Origin of the sequence: Chryseobacterium sp. 22458 (assembly GCF_052044975.1) — a bacterium.
GTDB lineage: Bacteria > Bacteroidota > Bacteroidia > Flavobacteriales > Weeksellaceae > Chryseobacterium.
Genome location: NZ_JBQEOA010000002.1, coordinates 414845 through 432047, shown reverse-complemented (window position 1 = coordinate 432047; position 17203 = coordinate 414845). Strand labels below are relative to the sequence as shown.

At 35.9% G+C, this 17203-nt stretch carries 17 protein-coding genes and 1 tRNA gene; 15 read left to right on the top strand and 3 right to left on the bottom strand.

Features of this window, described 5'->3' with window-relative positions; translation table 11 throughout:
• Window positions 1–3 precede the first annotated feature (3 nt).
• The 6 genes from ACTJJF_RS09260 (at window position 4) to ACTJJF_RS09235 (ending at window position 4706) form a co-directional block, all read left to right on the top strand.
• Window positions 4–930, top strand: a complete 927-nt coding sequence (locus ACTJJF_RS09260) for a homoserine kinase (protein WP_440699464.1) — start codon at window positions 4–6, stop codon at window positions 928–930.
• A gap of 27 nt (window positions 931–957) precedes the next feature.
• Complete coding sequence (gene thrC / locus ACTJJF_RS09255; RefSeq protein WP_440699463.1) at window positions 958–2262, top strand: threonine synthase; 1305 nt, start codon at window positions 958–960, stop codon at window positions 2260–2262.
• 4 nt (window positions 2263–2266) lie between these two features.
• Window positions 2267–2635, top strand: a complete 369-nt coding sequence (gene folB / locus ACTJJF_RS09250; protein WP_440699462.1) for a dihydroneopterin aldolase — start codon at window positions 2267–2269, stop codon at window positions 2633–2635.
• A gap of 35 nt (window positions 2636–2670) precedes the next feature.
• Window positions 2671–4035: a DUF4403 family protein gene (locus ACTJJF_RS09245; protein ID WP_440699461.1), complete on the top strand. Its 1365-nt coding sequence runs from the start codon at window positions 2671–2673 to the stop codon at window positions 4033–4035.
• A 32-nt stretch (window positions 4036–4067) separates the two neighbouring features.
• Window positions 4068–4577 (top strand): RDD family protein, encoded by a 510-nt coding sequence (locus ACTJJF_RS09240; RefSeq protein ID WP_440699460.1) that lies wholly within the window; start codon window positions 4068–4070, stop codon window positions 4575–4577.
• A 58-nt stretch (window positions 4578–4635) separates the two neighbouring features.
• A tRNA-Cys gene (locus ACTJJF_RS09235) sits at window positions 4636–4706 on the top strand.
• A 121-nt stretch (window positions 4707–4827) separates the two neighbouring features.
• Here ACTJJF_RS09235 and ACTJJF_RS09230 read toward each other — a convergent pair.
• Window positions 4828–4977, bottom strand: coding sequence for a bacteriocin-like protein (locus ACTJJF_RS09230; protein ID WP_440699459.1), 150 nt, complete (start codon window positions 4975–4977; stop codon window positions 4828–4830).
• Window positions 4978–5587: 610 nt separating this feature from the next.
• Here ACTJJF_RS09230 and ACTJJF_RS09225 point away from each other — a divergent pair.
• Window positions 5588–5815: a glutathione synthase gene (locus ACTJJF_RS09225; RefSeq protein WP_440699458.1), complete on the top strand. Its 228-nt coding sequence runs from the start codon at window positions 5588–5590 to the stop codon at window positions 5813–5815.
• Between the two features lie 448 nt (window positions 5816–6263).
• On the opposite strand, the gene ACTJJF_RS09220 is transcribed toward ACTJJF_RS09225, so the two are convergent.
• Window positions 6264–6707, bottom strand: a complete 444-nt coding sequence (locus ACTJJF_RS09220; RefSeq protein WP_440699457.1) for a hypothetical protein — start codon at window positions 6705–6707, stop codon at window positions 6264–6266.
• Between the two features lie 292 nt (window positions 6708–6999).
• Here ACTJJF_RS09220 and ACTJJF_RS09215 point away from each other — a divergent pair, with 292 nt between their 5' ends.
• The 8 genes from ACTJJF_RS09215 to ACTJJF_RS09180 all read left to right on the top strand — a co-directional run bounded on the left by ACTJJF_RS09215 (window position 7000) and on the right by ACTJJF_RS09180 (window position 16289).
• On the top strand, window positions 7000–7548 hold the full coding sequence (locus tag ACTJJF_RS09215) for a YMGG-like glycine zipper-containing protein (RefSeq protein WP_312298408.1): 549 nt from the start codon (window positions 7000–7002) through the stop codon (window positions 7546–7548).
• Between the two features lie 51 nt (window positions 7549–7599).
• Complete coding sequence (locus ACTJJF_RS09210) at window positions 7600–9234, top strand: LIC_10190 family membrane protein (protein WP_440699456.1); 1635 nt, start codon at window positions 7600–7602, stop codon at window positions 9232–9234.
• 50 nt (window positions 9235–9284) lie between these two features.
• Complete coding sequence (gene aroC / locus ACTJJF_RS09205) at window positions 9285–10355, top strand: chorismate synthase (RefSeq protein WP_440699455.1); 1071 nt, start codon at window positions 9285–9287, stop codon at window positions 10353–10355.
• A gap of 17 nt (window positions 10356–10372) precedes the next feature.
• A complete protein-coding gene (locus tag ACTJJF_RS09200; protein WP_312298413.1) occupies window positions 10373–10936 on the top strand; it encodes a thioredoxin family protein in 564 nt (187 codons plus the stop codon).
• A 9-nt stretch (window positions 10937–10945) separates the two neighbouring features.
• Entirely contained in the window at window positions 10946–11485 is a 540-nt protein-coding gene (locus ACTJJF_RS09195) for a TlpA family protein disulfide reductase (protein WP_440699454.1), read from the top strand.
• Between the two features lie 85 nt (window positions 11486–11570).
• Window positions 11571–11912: a YkvA family protein gene (locus ACTJJF_RS09190; protein WP_312298416.1), complete on the top strand. Its 342-nt coding sequence runs from the start codon at window positions 11571–11573 to the stop codon at window positions 11910–11912.
• 121 nt (window positions 11913–12033) lie between these two features.
• Window positions 12034–13413: an orotidine-5'-phosphate decarboxylase gene (gene pyrF / locus ACTJJF_RS09185; protein ID WP_440699453.1), complete on the top strand. Its 1380-nt coding sequence runs from the start codon at window positions 12034–12036 to the stop codon at window positions 13411–13413.
• A gap of 53 nt (window positions 13414–13466) precedes the next feature.
• Window positions 13467–16289, top strand: a complete 2823-nt coding sequence (locus ACTJJF_RS09180) for an aminopeptidase (protein ID WP_440699452.1) — start codon at window positions 13467–13469, stop codon at window positions 16287–16289.
• An 80-nt stretch (window positions 16290–16369) separates the two neighbouring features.
• On the opposite strand, the gene ACTJJF_RS09175 is transcribed toward ACTJJF_RS09180, so the two are convergent.
• Complete coding sequence (locus tag ACTJJF_RS09175) at window positions 16370–17173, bottom strand: T9SS type A sorting domain-containing protein (protein ID WP_312298421.1); 804 nt, start codon at window positions 17171–17173, stop codon at window positions 16370–16372.
• Window positions 17174–17203: the final 30 nt, after the last annotated feature.

Sequence of the window (17203 nt, the reverse complement as noted above, 5' to 3'; positions counted from 1 at the left end):
TATATGAAAAAAGTAAAATTAAAAGTACCAGCCACTGTAGCTAACCTGGTGTGTGGATTCGATATTTTGGGAATGGCAGTCCATGATCCATATGATGAAATGGAATTCAGATTATTAGAAACTCCTGAAATCATTATAAAACATACTGACTCCTTTGGACTTCCCGAAGAAGCCGCCAAAAATGTTGCAGGTATTGTATTGTTAAAGATTCAGGAACACCTTAAACTAACTCATGGTTTTGAAGTAACGATCCGGAAACATATAAAACCGGGAAGCGGGCTCGGCTCCAGTGCGGCAAGCGCCGCCGGAGCCGCCTTTGGCGCTAATCTCTTATTAAAAAACATTTTGTCAAAAGATGAGATGGTTCATTTTGCCATGTTTGGAGAAGAGCTTGCTTCCGGGGTCCGTCATGCAGACAATATTGCTCCATGTCTTTACGGAGGAATCACTTTGGTAAAATCGGCTGATCCTGTTGATATTATTCCCTTGAATGCTCCTGAACTCTTTGTAGCTGCCGTGCATCCTCAGGTGGAAGTGAAAACTTCAGATGCCAGACAGATCCTAAAGAAAAATATTTCTTTGAAAAGCGCTGTGGAACAGTGGGGAAATATTGCAGGACTGGTTGCCGGAATTCAGAAAAATGATCTTTCACTGATAGGCAGAAGTCTTCATGATGTTATCATAGAACCTGTCCGCAGCATTCTGATTCCGAAGTTTGACGAAATTAAACAGAAAAGCCTTGAAATGGGAGCTTTGGGAGGAGGAATATCAGGGTCCGGTCCTTCTATTTTCATGCTAACCGAGAAAAAAGAAACCGCAGAAAAAATTTCACAGATGATGAAATCAGCCTATGACAGCATCGGCATCGAAAGCTTTGTCTATGTTTCCAAAATAAACCCTTCGGGAATTCAGATTGTCGAAGAAGCTTAAATATAAACTTTACCAATACAACAAAAAATGATATACTATAATTTAAAAGACCATCAGGAAAAAATTGATTTCAAAAATGCGACAATAAAAGGGCAGGGAAAAGAAAAAGGATTGTTCTTTCCTGAAAACATTCCCCAGTTTAATGAAGAATTTATTCAAAATCTTCCTCAATGTTCCAATGAAGAAATTGCTTACCAATGCATGAAAGATTTTGTAGGAGATGAAATTCCTTCGGAAATACTTAAAGAAATTGTAGCAGAAACCGTAAGTTTTGAGATTCCTTTAGTAAAAATTAATGAGCAGATATCCGTACTAGAGCTGTTTCATGGTCCTACTCTAGCTTTTAAAGATATTGGTGCGAGATTTATGAGCCGTTGCCTGTCTTATTTTCTGAAAGATCAGCAGAAAAAAGTAACCGTTCTTGTCGCTACTTCAGGTGATACCGGAGGTGCTGTTGCCCATGGATTTTATAAAATTCCGCAGATTAATGTAGTTATTTTATATCCTAAAAACAGGGTAAGTCCGGTGCAGGAGAAACAATTGACGGCATTAGGTGAAAATATTTCGGCTATAGAAGTAAATGGAAGTTTTGACGATTGTCAGAATCTTGTCAAGCAGGCTTTTTCAGATCAAGAAATCAACAGTCAGCTATTTCTGACGTCTGCCAATTCTATCAACATTGCAAGATGGCTTCCCCAACAGATTTATTATTTAATAGCTTTGAAACAATGGATTCAACAGCATAAGGAGCATCCTGTCATCTGTGTGCCAAGTGGAAATTTCGGAAATATCTGTGCCGGACTTCTAGCTCATTTCAGAGGGATGCCTGCAGACCACTTCATCGCAGCATGTAATGATAATCATGTCATTCCTGACTATCTGAAAACACAGAAATTTGAGCCACATCAAGCAGTGCCTACCCTATCGAATGCAATGGATGTAGGAAATCCAAGCAATTTTGTACGAATTCTGGAACTCTTCGGAAATCAGTTTGATTCTTTAAAAAATACAGTATCTGCCTACTCCGTCAATGATAAGGAAACCATAAATACCATTACCAAAGTATATCAAAAGTATAACTATCTCCTTGATCCTCATACAGCTGTAGCATTTGCTTCCCTTGAGAAATATCTGGAAGAAAATCCAGGAAAAAAAGGATTTATCCTGGGGACTGCACACCCTGTAAAATTCCCTGATGCTGTGGAAAAAGTCATCCATACCTCCATACAAATTCCCGGATCTCTGAACGAGCTGATGAAAAAGGAGAAAAAAACTGTTGAAATAAATTCAGATTTTGAAGAATTAAAACGATTTTTGCTTCATAAAATTTGAAACAATGAGCAAAATATATCTTGAAGATGTAAAAATATATGCTTACCATGGCGTTCTTCCCGAAGAGAACATTATCGGTACCTATTATATTCTTAATGCAGAACTTCATACCGACCTGTGGAAGGCTGCCGAATCTGATGATCTGCATGACACAATAAGTTATGCAGACATCAATGATATCCTGCACAATGAAATGAAGATAAAATCTAAACTTCTGGAACATGTAGCGGGAAGAATTATGACTAAAATTCATGACAGTTTTCCACAGATCGATTATATAAAACTGAAAATTACCAAAACTGCTCCACCCATGCAGGGGGAAATGAAGGGCGCCAGTATAGAGCTGGAAAAAAGCTTCAAACCTCAAAATTAAAATCCTTACCTTTCCATTCATAAAAAACATAAAAATTGAAACTTGTTAAATTATTATTTTTAGTAGTCTTTATCAATGCTTTTGGCCAGACCGGTGTTGACAATCAATTGGCCGGCTATAATTTTCCAAAGATCAGATCCAGCATTACAATGCCGGTTACCATTCCTCTTTCGGAACTAAGTAATATGATCAATGCTTCTGTAAAAGATCTGGTCTATCAGGATGATTCTTATACGGATAACAATAATGATCAGTTTAAAGTAAAAGTTTGGAAAACAAGACCGATCCGTCTGGTAGGAGGAACCAGCCAGAATCTACTGATTGAAGTTCCTTTAAAAATATGGGCAGAAAAAGGAATTGGTACTTTGGGAGTATATACCTATCAGAATACCACCTTCGAAACAGTAATGTCCTTCAATACAACCGTTACTTTTAAAAATAACTGGACTATTGCGACCAATACCCGGCCCAACGGTTTTAGATGGGTTACGAAACCCGTTCTTGACTATGGAAGAATCCAGATTCCTATTACCTCCATCGTTGAAAAGAGCTTAAAAGAACAACAGGAAAAATTCTGTAAAACCATAGACCAGCAGATGGCTACTCAATTGAACTTTCAGCAATATGCATTAATGGCCTGGAATACGTTCCTGCAGCCATTCAATATTTCAGAAGAATACAATACCTGGCTGAAGGTGAGCCCTGTTGGAGTTAATATCACTCCTTTAAAATTCTACGGAAACCAGATCAATGCCACTCTGGGAGTTGACATTTACTCAGAAACCTTTACCGGAAGTAAACCGGCAGCTTCTTCACCGGTAACGTCTGTTGCTAATTTTAATTTCAGCCCTACGGTTGCAGATAAATTTATTTTACAGACTACGGCCAATATCCCTTTCACTGAAGCCAGCAGCATGGCCAGAAAAACTTTTTTAAATAAAGAATTTGATATCCGGGATTCTAAGGTGAAAGTAACTGACATCAGGGTTTACGGTCTCGATAACAGAGTTGTTATTGAAGCTCAGACAGACGGTTACATCAAAGGCACCTCTATCATTTCAGGGATTCCTGTATATGATGAAACGAAGAGAAAAATTGTCTTATCAGAAACCAAATTTAAACTGAAAACAACCAATATCCTTTATAAAACGGCTTCTGTTCTTTTCCAGGGCAAGATTGTAAAAATGATTGAAGAAGAATATGGCATTCCCACTCAGGAACTGGAAGAAACTTCCAGAAAGAGCATTGAAGAAGCTTTCAATAAAGAATACTATAAAGGATTAAAGATGAACGGAAAAGTATTCAATCTTAAACCAAGTAAAATTCTACTCAGCAATACAGGCATCACCGCAGTAATTGATACCAATGCCTCATTAAAATTGCTTGTCAACGGATTTTAAAATTATATCTAAAAAAACTAATACCTAAAACCATGAGAAAATATTTAGTAGTTGTAGATCGAAACAGATCCTCAAAGGGAACAAGATTCGCTAATTTTATTATTGATAGATTTATTATTACGCTTATCTTTTTTGCCGCCGGATTTATTTCATCTTTATTGTATGAATTGGCAAACATTGACATTTTCGTAAATATAATCCGAAAATTGTCACAGGTAAACAGAATTACTGATATCCTGATCACCTCGCTGGTTTATTTTATATTTACTTTTTGTATAGAATTCCTTACCAAAGGAAGATCCATAGGAAAGTATATTACCGGAACTAAAGTTATTTGCATTGATGGTACTGAGCCTACAATGAAGGATTATTTCATACGGAATATTTCAAGAATTGTTCCTTTTGATGCCCTTTCTTTTTTAGGTGAAAACGGATGGCATGACAGTTGGAGCGAAACCAGAGTGGTAAACCTTAAAAAATATATCGCTGAAACTCAAGCCAAAAGCGAAATAGACGATCTTGGAGCAAAAGAAATTGCTTAAAAATTTTTGTTCAAAAAGAATTTTTACTATATTTGCACACCTCAAAAATGGTAAAAATGGTACTTTGGCCGAGCGGCTAGGCAGTGGTCTGCAACACCATCTACAGCGGTTCGAATCCGCTAGGTACCTCAGAAAAAACCTCTAATTTATTTTAGAGGTTTTTTTTTATTTTCTGTTTAAAATAAAATATCCGAAATCATTTTATGAAAACAGTTCCCGCTAGCAGGAGCTACGATTTCTCATTTAAAGTTTAAAACTGACAATAAGAAGAATCAATAGGTCTGCACGTGCGCCCTGCACAACACCACCCTTCACCACAAGGCAGCTCATCATTACAATACTTCAAACCTCCTTTGATGGCTTTCAAATTTTCTCTTGAAATTTTCTTTACATTTTTCATAGTTGTTGATTTTATAATTTGATAAGCCTAAAATATAAAATTTTATTATACAACACATTTTCTTTTCATTACAATTGACATAAAATAAGCTCTTCACATTCAGCAAAGAGCCTGATAAATAATGTAAAAAGTAATGATGGATAGAAAATTATCTTATTTAAAGATAAAAGAATGGTCCAGCATGAGTTTATGAGCTACGTCATATAAGACAAAAAAAATCCTCGGAAATTCCGAGGATAAAAACTAATAACCATGAAAACTCAAATTAAACATGAGTTACATAACTACATTGAAAAATCGTGCCAAGAATGATAATTTTCAGAAAAAAAATTAACTTATGATTAAAGATTGTTTTTTTATCATTTAGTTATTTTATTTCAATTTTATTGTATTTTTAAAAACAGGATCATAATTATTTATAATTAATTCAAATAAAACCAAAGACTCATCAGAATCTATAGAAATAAAATAATTCATTTTTAATTAAAATAAAATTCACATAGCTAAATAAAAAATTCTTTTACAGCTTAAAAACAATAATTATAAAAGTAAAATATAGAAATTGGCATAATTTATTCTTTATTTAATCTAATCCACAAAATTTAATATCATGGCACAAAAAACTTTTAGCAAAGAAGATTTCGTCCAAAACAATGAAAAAGAATATCAGCTGGGTTTTAAGGTAAATGAAGTAGGTAAAGGATCTAATCTTATTGTAGAAAGATTAAATGAAAAAGGGGAATATGAGATCGTTCAGTCACCTTTAAGGAAACTCAATGATCAGATATTCATCATTTGGGATTCTCCATTCAATGGCAGAATATTGTTTGATGTATAGATACCAGGTACTGAAGATCTATAATATGAAAAAGCCTCCGGAAGGAGGCCTCAAAAAACACAAATGATGAAAAAAAATTTTATATCAGAAATAAAAATTATTTTATCCCTTAATCTATTTCCAAATTTAGGCCACTCATCCTTTTTATTTTATGAGTGTAATCATATTTTAAAACAAATTCTGTTTCGGAGTAATTCTGATATCAAAAGATATCTGACATTCTGGAATTATTTCAGACCCGTAAATACCTTTTAAAAGAAACGACCTCCTTACGGAGGCCTAAAAAACACAAATGATGAAAAAAATCTATTTAGAAAAATCCAAACAGAATATTGTTATATAATAATTACTTTCCTCTTGTTACAGAATTACAGCAATTATCACTATTTAAATCAATGTCTCTTTTTGAGATTTTGTAAAGTTAGGTAAATATTTTGTTTTCACAAACTTATTCTTCCCATGCAATCGGAACATATATTGTAATGTATCCGTCAGCATCAACATTATCATCAGAAACAGTAGCAACAACTGTTCCATAACCTACCCAGCCACCTTGTCCCTGAATCCCGGAAAAAGTATAAGTTCCTTCAGGAAGATCGTCTTCTGAATATTGAGGAAGTACAGGCTGATAACCGATACTGAAATACTGCTCTCCTGTAACCGTATTTTCTGCAACAAAGCCACCAAGGTCATAACCTGACCCGGAAAGGATTTTTGTTCCGTTTTTTGCAAGAAGACCATAACGAACCGGATAGGTTTTCGTTTTTGCATCTTTATGAGATACTTCCGTGCGGTCTTTAGATGGAACTTCTACTACATCTGTAGAAGAAAACGAAGTTGTAACAGCCAATAATCCTATAACAGCTGATACTGTAAAAATTGATTTTTTCATATGTAAAGTAATTTAGTATTTCAAAAATAGGTAACTCAAATGAATTCAACAAAAATTATTGATTAACTATATTTTACAATTACTCCAAAAAATCACATCAAAAAACAGAAACGCAAACCATATGCGCTAATTATTGGAAACTCCCTTCAATAGTAGAAAATTTATCAGAAATTATCATTCATAGTTTATTATATTATCAACTTTAACATTCATTAACTAAAATTTGGCTTCATAATTGAAAATAAAACTAAAACTAAAGCCGTTTTGGCTTAAGCTTATTAAAATTTGAATTATGAAAAAGATAGTATTAGCAGGATTTTTATCCGTTTTTTTAATGACGGCCTGCAAGAAAGATGATGCGATAGCAGAAAAATCGCTTGAGGCACAAAAGCTTGAATTCCAGGCAAGACAACTTGAAATAGAAAAGCAAAAACTGGCTATCGAGAAAGAAAAACTGGTGTATGAAGCTCAGAAAAAAGCAGACAGTATATCAGAAAGCAAAAAAGCAAAAACTGCAGCAGCAAATAATTCAAAACCACAGGTTATAAGAGAAACAAGAACGGTATACAGAGACAGAAACTCAGGTTCCGGCTCAGGAAGCAGCAACGGAGGATATGCTGACAATGGAAGTGCTTCGCAGGGAACTACTCAGAAAAAAGGAATGAGTAAGGCTGCTAAAGGAACCATCATTGGAGCCGTAGGTGGTGCTGCCGCCGGAGCAATCATTGCTAAGAAAAACAGAGGACTTGGTGCCGTCATAGGAGGTGTTGTAGGAGGTGCAACAGGATATACCATTGGTAGATCTCAGGACAGAAAAGACGGACGGGTACAACCAAGATAATATTTTCGATATAAAATATAAAGATTGCTTATTTTTAAGCAATCTTTTTTTATGATACTAATCCTCCTTTCTTCTGTTTTTATTATTCCTGTCTTAATGGGCTGGGGAAAGATCATGGAAACGGTTTCAGGAAGTTTGTTCGGAGGAATTTCAGGAAAAATATTTTCCGGAATACTGCTCATCAGTCTCCTATGGACAACGATTGCATTTTTTGCACCATTGAATATGTATATTGAAGCACCTACAGTTTTGATGGGGCTGTTCTGTTTTTTTAAATATAAACTCTATCAGGATCTGTACAGATTTTCAAAAAAAGACTGTTTGCTGATAAGTATTGTTTCCTTTATTATTTTATTTGCAGGCTCTTTTCACCCTTATATATTAGATCATTTCGGGTATTATGTACCCACAATCAAATGGCTTACAGAATATGGAATGGTCAAAGGAATATCTAATCTGGATTTTACATTGGGACAAATGTCTCTCTGGCATATTTTTCAGTCCGGACTTTCAAATTTTTCTGATCCTTTCTTAAGAATCAATACAGTTTTACTGATTTTCTATACTCTTTACAGTATTGAAAAGAAACACTGGATACATCTGTGTTTTTTGCCAATCCTGTTTTTATTCTCACAATCTCCGAGCCCTGATCTCCCGGTCATTATTTTCTCTTTGATTATTTTAAATGAAGCTATAGCGGGAAATAAAAATACCTCTCTCCTTTTTGCATTTTCCGTCTTTGTTTTTGCCATAAAGCCCACTATGATGTGGCTACCGGTGTTTATTTTTCTGTATAGCATTTGTATTCTTAGATCAAATTTCAGGAAACTCCTATTTGGAATATCTGTTCTTATTATATTCTTCGTTAAAAATATCTGGACATTCGGGTATCCTGTTTTCCCGGTAGCCATTGCGGGTCCTGATATCTTCTGGAAACCCAATCCGGAAGTATTAAAAATTTCTTCACAATATGCCATCATGAAAACCTATGATATGCAATATACTTATGAGGAAATTCAAAGGTTTTCAACATTTGATTATATTAAAAACTGGTTTACATTACCAGGCATCAAATCCAAAATCAATATTCTTTTTATTGCCAGCCTTATTTTATTTTCAGTATTTGCCTGGATCAAAAAAAGAAAACTCATCACCTTTATCTGTATTTCACTTTTGATAAAAAGCATACTTGTTCTGATGTTTTCAGCTCAGTACAGATTTTTCATAGATGTTTTTTTCGTCGTTTTCTTTGTGCTATTTTACAAGTATTTTGATAAAAAAAAATCAATAGCCGTGTTCTCCGGGCTTGGGTTAATCATCATTTCAATATTATCTTTTCCAGGCATTATCCAAACGTACATTCCCAGCTTCAGAGTGGGTGGCTTTATGGGCGGTTTAAAAAAAGAACAGCTCTACCGTCCCTCAACATATGAGTACAGGAAGTTCAAATCATTCAATATTGGAAATCTGAAATTCAACGTATCTGAAAATTATCCCTATAATTTTGACACTCCATTACCCGCAATTTCCGCCGGTTATATTTTTGATGATATGGATGCAGGAATTTTCCCCCAGTTGATCGACAAAAATGATCCAGGAAAAGGATTTATCTGGCAGAAGATGGCTTCAGAACACAAAAAGGAAGGTGAAAAAGTGATCCATATTATCAAAAACACTGATAAATAGAACAAATCCAGAAACTTTATTATGTGAAGAAAAAAAGGTAATTTTGTACTATGTTCAACACATTAGGTAATCTTCTTAGTCTTACAACATTTGGAGAAAGTCACGGAGTGGCTTACGGCGGTATCATCAATAATTTTCCGGCAGGTTTAACGGTAGATCTCGATAAGGTTCAATATGAACTGAACCGAAGAAAACCGGGACAGTCTGCGATTGTTACTCAAAGAAAGGAAAGCGACACAGTAAAGTTTCTTTCCGGGATTTTTGACGGAAAAACAACAGGTACCCCTATCGGTTTTATCATTGAAAATGAAAATCAGAAATCAAAGGATTATGACCATATTGCAGGAGCATATCGTCCGAGTCATGCTGATTTTACTTATGATCAGAAATTTGGTTTCAGGGATCACCGTGGCGGAGGGAAATCTTCTGCAAGGGAAACCATGAACTGGGTTGTTGCCGGAGCTTTTGCCAAGCAACTTTTACCGGATATTGAGATCAATGCTTATGTTTCTTCCGTAGGTGATATTTTCTGTGAAAAACCTTATCAGGCTTTGGATTTTTCTAAAACTGAAACGAATGATGTACGTTGTCCGGATGCTGAAACAGCTGAAAAAATGATCTCCAGAATTAAAGAGATCAAAAAAGAAGGCAATACCATTGGCGGAACCATTACCTGCGTGATCAAAAATGTTCCTGTAGGAATCGGAGAGCCGATATTTTCAAAACTTCAGGCTGAATTGGCCAAAGCAATGCTAAACATCAATGCCTGCAAGGGTTTTGAATACGGAAGCGGCTTCTGCGGTGCGAAAATGACAGGAAAAGAGCATAATGATGCTTTCAATACAGATTTTACTACAAAATCGAACCTTTCAGGAGGAATTCAGGGCGGAATTTCCAACGGAATGGATATTTATTTCCGTGTAGCATTCAAACCTGTGGCAACGATTCTGAGACCTCAGGACAGTATCGACAAAGATGGAAATCCTGTTGTGGTAGAAGGCAAAGGACGTCATGATCCTTGCGTTGTTCCACGAGCTGTGCCTGTTGTGGAAGCCCTTGCTGCATTTGTATTGGCAGATCTTTTTCTGATCAATAAAACAAGAAACATCAATAATTTTTAATATAAATATTTTTGGTAATGAAAAATTACTGGGATAAAGGAATTTCTTTCGAAGAATACCTTCAGATTGCAAAAGAAAGATTAGAAAATCCAGCCAACGAACAGGAGGCTGAATTTAAACAATATTATGAGCTCGGGCTTCAGAGAATGGACAGAACGGTGAAAAAATACGTTCCGGATGAAGACCAGCTGAAAGAACTGGCTGCTAAAAATTTCGACGGAAAGATCTTAATCATTTCCGAAGCATGGTGCGGTGATGCCAGTGCTACTGTTCCGGCATTGTTCCGGTTTTTTGAAGGCCATAATGAGGTGAAAGTTTTTCTGAGAGACAGTGATAAAAGTCTGATCAATCAGTTTCTGACCAATGGTACAGAATCTATTCCTAAGGTTTTGATTCTGGATAATGAGTTTAACGTAAAAAATTCATGGGGACCTCGTCCTAAGTACGGATATGAGCTTTTAATGAAATATAAAGCAGATCCTGAAGCTTATCCGAAAGACAGTTTCTACAATGATCTGCAGATATATTATGCCAAGAACAGAGGAAAAGATGCTGTTCAGGAAATTTTAGATCTGCTGTAAAAAAGAGATATGAAAAAAAACATTATTTTTCTTGTACTGATTGTTGTTATCGGTATTATTGCTTTTGTTCCGGGAATAAGAAATTTTGTGAAGGACACGTTTTTCCCTGTCGCCACCATTGAAAAAGCAGTTCATGTAGGTGAAGAGGATTACGACGTTGAGCTTAAAGGGATCAATGCGCCAAGTACCAATCTGAAGAATTTTAAGAATAAAGCTGTTTTCCTGAACTTCTGGGGAACCTGGTGCCCACCGTGCAGAAAAGAGTGGCCATCTATTCAGAAACTTTATGATTCAAGAAAAGAACATGTAGATTTTGTACTGATCGCCATGAATGATAAGGAAGAAGACGTAAGAAAATTTCTGAAGGAAAATAATTATACGGTTCCTGTTTATATTGCACAGAGCCCTATTTCTGAAAAAATTCTTCCTAAGGTTTTCCCTACTACTTTTCTTCTGGACAAAAACGGAAGAATCCTGATCAAGGAAGATGCATCAAAGGATTGGGACTCAGAGACTGTGCACCAGTTTATTGACAATATTATCAAATAGTTTTTTTAACTAAATTTTATAATTTGTTGGTACAGGATTTGTGAAATTTATAGCGTTGAAAAATTTATTTAAATCCAAGCACAAAATGAAATATTCAAAATTAAATCTTGCAAAAGAAGCGATCAGTCACAAGGGCTTTGTAAAAAAAATCCCTGATATTTTCAGAATGGTCAAAATGTGGAGAAAAGGCATTTACCCAATGAAATCCATAGACATTATTCTTCCTCTGCTGGGAATTCTGTATGTCATCTCCCCTATCGACCTGCTTCCTGAATTTGCTATCCCGGTACTTGGAGTAATGGACGATCTGGCAGTATTGTCACTCACGATTCCAAAACTCATTAAAGAGGTAGACAAATTTTTACTCTGGGAAGCTGAACAAAAATATAAGGGCACCCAAGTCATTGATGCTGAAATCATAAAATAACAGTTTATTATATTTTCAAACCATCCTGTAAGATCCGGGATGGTTTTTTATTGAGCAAATAGGCGATAAATTTTTAAGCCTTATTTCAATTCCTTAAATTTGCAACATCTAATAAAAAATAATGGAAAGTAAAAAAGAATTCTTCTTAGAGTGCTACAAGCTAGGCATCATTAAATTCGGAAGGTTTACCCTGAAAAGCGGTATTGAAAGTCCTTTTTATGTAGACCTGAGACCTTTGGCTTCAGATCCTAAAATCTTAAAAAATCTTGCAAATTATTTATTGGAAATGCTTCCTTTGGATAATTTTGATTTAATCTGTGGAGTTCCTTATGCTGCACTTCCCATGGCTACGGCAATGTCTCTGGAAAGCTACATTCCATTAATTATTAAAAGAAAAGAAGCAAAAAGCTACGGTACAAAAAAACTGATCGAAGGAATCTACCAGAAAGGACAAAACTGTCTTTTGGTAGAAGATGTGATCACTTCCGGAAAATCTCTGGTAGAAACCATTGCTGAGGTGGAACAGGAAGATCTTAAAGTCTCTGATATCGTTGTGGTGCTGGACAGAGAGCAGGGCGGAAAACAGCTTTTGGAAAGCAAAGGCTACAGGGTACATACTCTTTTCAACATTTCAGAAGTATGTGTAATCCTTCAGGAAACCGGAGAATTATCTGATGAAGAAGTGAAAAGGATTCAGGACTTTCTTCAGGGGAACCATATTCAGTTTGCAGAAGAAATCAGACCTTCTTATGAGCAGAAACTTCAAAATGCCCAACATTCGGTTTCTAAAAAATTACTGGAAACTGCATTGACCAAAAAGTCTAACCTGATTGCATCCGCAGATGTTACAACCACTCAGGAATTACTGGCTTTAGCTGAAAAAGTAGGTCCACATATTATTGCTTTAAAAACACATATTGATATCATTTCTGATTTTGATTACGAAAAAACAATCATTCCATTAAAAGAAATTGCTGCAAAACACCAGTTCTTACTGATGGAAGACAGAAAATTTGCAGATATTGGCAATACCCAGGAGCTTCAGTTTACCAGCGGAGTTTTCAAAATCACAGACTGGGCAGATTTTGTAACGTCTCAGGTGATCGGTGGTTTTGAATCTTTGGACTGTTTCCATAATGTAGGCGTTGTAGCCATTGTAGGAATGTCTTCCAAGGGAGCACTTACAACAGCCAGCTACCGTGAAGAAGCTTTAAAAGTAGCGCAATCTCACCCTAACGTTATCGGAGGAGTGTCACAGAATAAACTTCCTGAAGAGCTTTTATTATTCACCCCGGGAGTAAATCTTGCGAATTCAGGTGATGGTAAAGGACAGCAATACAATACGCCTGAACATGTTTTTAAGACCCTGCATACCGATTTCATCATCGTAGGAAGAGGTATCTATAAATCCGAAGATGCTGAAGCAGCTGCAGTCACTTACAAAACAGAAGGCTGGAATGCTTATATTAATTCTTTGGAAAAAAAAGCAATTCAAAGTTAAAATCCTATAAAGTATATACAAAATAAGTTATATTTGAGCTTTATCACGGATATTTGAAAAAGATCAGCATTTGCCTTATTTTGTTTTGGGGAGTTATACAGGTTTCTGCTCAGAAAGACAGCATCTACATTGAAGCTAAACTGTCTTCTGATAAAAAAAACCTTGAAGTAAAACAAGAGATTGTGTATTACAATCATTCTGATAAGGACCTTCATACTGTAAAACTCCTGAATTGGGTTTCCGCTTACAACAGACGGGGAACTTCTTTAGTGTACAGAAAACTTGAAGACCGGAATAATGATTTGCATTTTGCGAAAGCCGGTCAGCTGGGAAAACTCCTTGAACTGGATATTAAAAATTCAGAAAATGAAATAATCCCCGTGACGGCACTTTCGGATGAGAATCTTTTTCTGCCTTTAAAAGAAGCTTTAAAACCCGGCGAAAGCATCACCTTACAGCTCCAGTACCGGATGCAGCTACCCGATACAAAATTTACGGGATACGGAACCTCCGGCCAGGCTGCTGTATTAAAATATTTCTTTATTGTTCCGGATCATTTTGATCCGGACAATATTTCCAAAAGAAACTATCATGATATTGAAGAATCTGTAAGTTTCAATACTTTCTGGACCGTCAATTTTGATATTCCTGTCAATAGTTTTGTTGAGGGAAATCTTCCGCAGGTTCAGATGAATTCTTTCAAAGGCTATCTCGATTCTGATCCTGAGTTTCTGATTTCTTTAAGCCAATATCCTTCTATAAAAAATAATATTGACGGATCTGATATTGAAGTAAAATTCGGTTACAACCTAAAGCCTGAAGAAAGGCAAAATCTTGAGTTTTATCTGCCTCTTCATTTAAAATTCCTCAAAGAAAAACTTGGCTCACTCCCTGAAAGTATTTTTATTTCTGATAAATTCAGGGCTAAAGAAGATTTTTTCGGAAACAATGATATTACTTTCTGGAAATTCAGATTCCCATTGTTTACTGATGCAGAAAAAACCGACCTTGATTATTTCGGAATCATTGCCAAAAAAATTCTTGATGAAAGCGTTATTGCCGATAAAGAGAAAGACCATTGGTTTAAAAACGGTTTAAAATCATATCTTGAAATTCAGTATCTGAAAAAATTCTATCATGATACAAAGCTTTTAGGAATGTTGCCAGAAACAAAGATATTCGGGATCAAACCTTTAAAATTATTTCATGCTTCCAAAGTAAAGCTTCTGGACCGCTATGGATTGGCTTATCAGTATATCATGCTGCAAAACCTTGATCAGAAGATTGATGAACATTTCCCGGTTTTAAGCAACTTTAATGATATGGCGATCAGCAGCTTTGAAACCGGAAGCCTGTTTAACTATTCTGCTGAGAAAATGGGTGAAGCCCCTTTCAACGATATTGTAAAGAGCTATGTTACAAAAAACTCAGGGAAAAGAATTAATCCTGAAGAATTTCTGACCGACCTTTCTGCTAAAAATAAATCAGCAAGCTATCTGTCTGATTTTTTCAAACAGAAAAACCGTGTTGATTTCAAATTAAAAAATATCAGGAAGGAAGATGACTCTCTACAGATAAAAATTGCTAAAAATACAAATGAATCTATTCCTGTAAAATTGGAAACGGAAACCCAAGAAGGTGAAAAAAAAGTATACTGGATAGATACTGAAGAAAATCAGCGTATCACCAATGTATCACTTCCGACTTCCGACAATATTTATAAAGTCACATTAAATAGCGGTTATATCTTTCCTGAATCAAATTACAGGGATAATTTTCTGTATGCTAAAGGATTATTTTCCAATGCAAAAAAGATCAAACTTAAACTAATAAAGGATATTCCGAATCCTGAATACAATGAAATTTATATCACCCCAAGGGTTCGTTTCAATAATACTTATGACAAATTCCTTCTGGGGGTTAATTTAAAAAATCAGGCTTTCTTTGATCAGAAATTTCTGTATTCGGTGACTCCCACTTACAGTACCGGAACGGGAAAACTGACAGGTTCAGGAGCTGTATCCTACTCTATTATGCCTGCTGAAAGTATCATCCGGAGCCTTACTTTCGGGGTTTCGGGAGCTTATTTTCATTATGATTACGGATTAGCGTACAGAAAAGGATCTATAGCTTCTACGCTGAACTTCAGAAAGAATCCCAGAAGTACAGTAAGCAGAAGTATAGGTGCTTCCTATAATTATTTTGAAAGGGATCTGAGTCCTAAAATGATTGCCAATAATGATTATAGCAAATATAATCTCTGGAGCTTAGGATATGGATACAGTGACAGCCAGATGATCCATGAAAAAAGCTTCAGCCTGAGCACCCAGGGGATGGAAGATTTTAACAAAATAACAGCAGAAGGTTTCTACAGATGGGAATTTGCTCCTAAGCAAAAGCTCAGCTTACGCTTATTTGCAGGTTATTTTTTAAGAAACAACACCAGAAATGACTTGTTCAACTATGGTATTTCAAGGGTTTCGAATTATTCTTTCTCTTATACCCTTCTGGGAGAAAGTGCCAGCAGCGGTTTACTTTCACAGCAATTCATTCTGGCTGACGGAGGTTTCAAATCATTCCTTCCGGGAACTGTGAACCAATGGATCACCTCAGTCAATGTAGATTCAAGCGTCTGGAAAATATTCCATGTCTATGCTGATGCCGGAGTTTATAAGAATAAAGATCTTCCGGCGAAATTTATATGGGATAGTGGTATCAAAGTGAGGATTATCCCGGATTTTCTGGAAGTCTATTTCCCGATACAGTCTTCTCTTGGGTTTGAACCTTCCTTTAAAGATTATGCGAAACGTATCAGATATACATTGGTGCTTAATCTTGGCTCTATTATAAATGCGGCGAGAAGAGGATGGTATTAAATAAAAAAATTATTTCTATAAGATTTATATTTAAAAGTAAAAGAACTGCTCATGATTGAACTGTTCTTTCTTATTGATGACTAATCTTTTATAATTTTCTGTGAGATCGGAACATTATTAATAGTACCTGTTACAACATAAGTTCCTTTTGGAAGTTCCACAATATCAAGGCTTGAAGCCAACTTTGTAGGCGACTTTTTTACCACCTGCCTGTAAGTATCATACACTTTCACGTCTCGGACTTCCGTCCCAAAAAGAATCTTACCGTCTTTAATATAAGGATTCTGCACGAAACCGGTTTTCACAGTTCCCTCGAAAAGAAGATCCGTTAGCGTATCTGCATTGGCATCTTTTCTGACGATGGTTGTTATTTTAGGGGATGGCACGGGTTGATCACCTTTATATTGATCCGCATTCACCCCATACCCTACAAAGTCCAGAACATTTGGTGAATTCGGCCCTGTAACCTGCACAATATTTCCCGCCAAAGCAATTTTGCCGGATACTCCTGAAATCTTTAGTCCTGAAGATGTATTGAGACTTCCGTCAAAATTAGTAATGGTTGTAGCAATAAAATCCGGCGTCGGCAGATTTCCTACACCTCCTTCAATAGCAGCCTCCTGAATCAGATAGGTCTGTTCAGGCCCCAAAGTAAGGTCCGGCAAGGTATGATATTGGGTAAAAGCTCCTATAGCCGGGGCATATTGTATGCTTGCTCCTGTCAAGGAAACCAGATTGTTTCCTATATTTTTGAGCATAATATAATTATATTTTGATGCAGCATCCGGATTGTCTCCTCCTCCATAAAATTCACTGATCACTATTTGAGCACTCGCAAATGCTGTAATAAATACTAAACCAACAAGAGTAAAGATTTTTTTCATGTAATAATTTTGAATTGATTATAAAAAAAC

Bases quoted from the DNA above. Each gene is read 5' to 3' on its own strand.
- pyrF (WP_440699453.1), top strand. From the start codon at position 12,034: ATGGAAAGTAAAAAAGAATTCTTCTTAGAGTGCTACAAGCTAGGCATC.
- ACTJJF_RS09215 (WP_312298408.1), top strand. From the start codon at position 7,000: ATGAAAAAGATAGTATTAGCAGGATTTTTATCCGTTTTTTTAATGACG.
- thrC (WP_440699463.1), top strand. From the start codon at position 958: ATGATATACTATAATTTAAAAGACCATCAGGAAAAAATTGATTTCAAA.
- ACTJJF_RS09225 (WP_440699458.1), top strand. From the start codon at position 5,588: ATGGCACAAAAAACTTTTAGCAAAGAAGATTTCGTCCAAAACAATGAA.
- ACTJJF_RS09240 (WP_440699460.1), top strand. From the start codon at position 4,068: ATGAGAAAATATTTAGTAGTTGTAGATCGAAACAGATCCTCAAAGGGA.
- ACTJJF_RS09175 (WP_312298421.1), bottom strand. From the start codon at position 17,173: ATGAAAAAAATCTTTACTCTTGTTGGTTTAGTATTTATTACAGCATTT.
- aroC (WP_440699455.1), top strand. From the start codon at position 9,285: ATGTTCAACACATTAGGTAATCTTCTTAGTCTTACAACATTTGGAGAA.
- ACTJJF_RS09220 (WP_440699457.1), bottom strand. From the start codon at position 6,707: ATGAAAAAATCAATTTTTACAGTATCAGCTGTTATAGGATTATTGGCT.
- ACTJJF_RS09230 (WP_440699459.1), bottom strand. From the start codon at position 4,977: ATGAAAAATGTAAAGAAAATTTCAAGAGAAAATTTGAAAGCCATCAAA.
- ACTJJF_RS09260 (WP_440699464.1), top strand. From the start codon at position 4: ATGAAAAAAGTAAAATTAAAAGTACCAGCCACTGTAGCTAACCTGGTG.
- folB (WP_440699462.1), top strand. From the start codon at position 2,267: ATGAGCAAAATATATCTTGAAGATGTAAAAATATATGCTTACCATGGC.
- ACTJJF_RS09200 (WP_312298413.1), top strand. From the start codon at position 10,373: ATGAAAAATTACTGGGATAAAGGAATTTCTTTCGAAGAATACCTTCAG.
- ACTJJF_RS09195 (WP_440699454.1), top strand. From the start codon at position 10,946: ATGAAAAAAAACATTATTTTTCTTGTACTGATTGTTGTTATCGGTATT.
- ACTJJF_RS09210 (WP_440699456.1), top strand. From the start codon at position 7,600: ATGATACTAATCCTCCTTTCTTCTGTTTTTATTATTCCTGTCTTAATG.
- ACTJJF_RS09190 (WP_312298416.1), top strand. From the start codon at position 11,571: ATGAAATATTCAAAATTAAATCTTGCAAAAGAAGCGATCAGTCACAAG.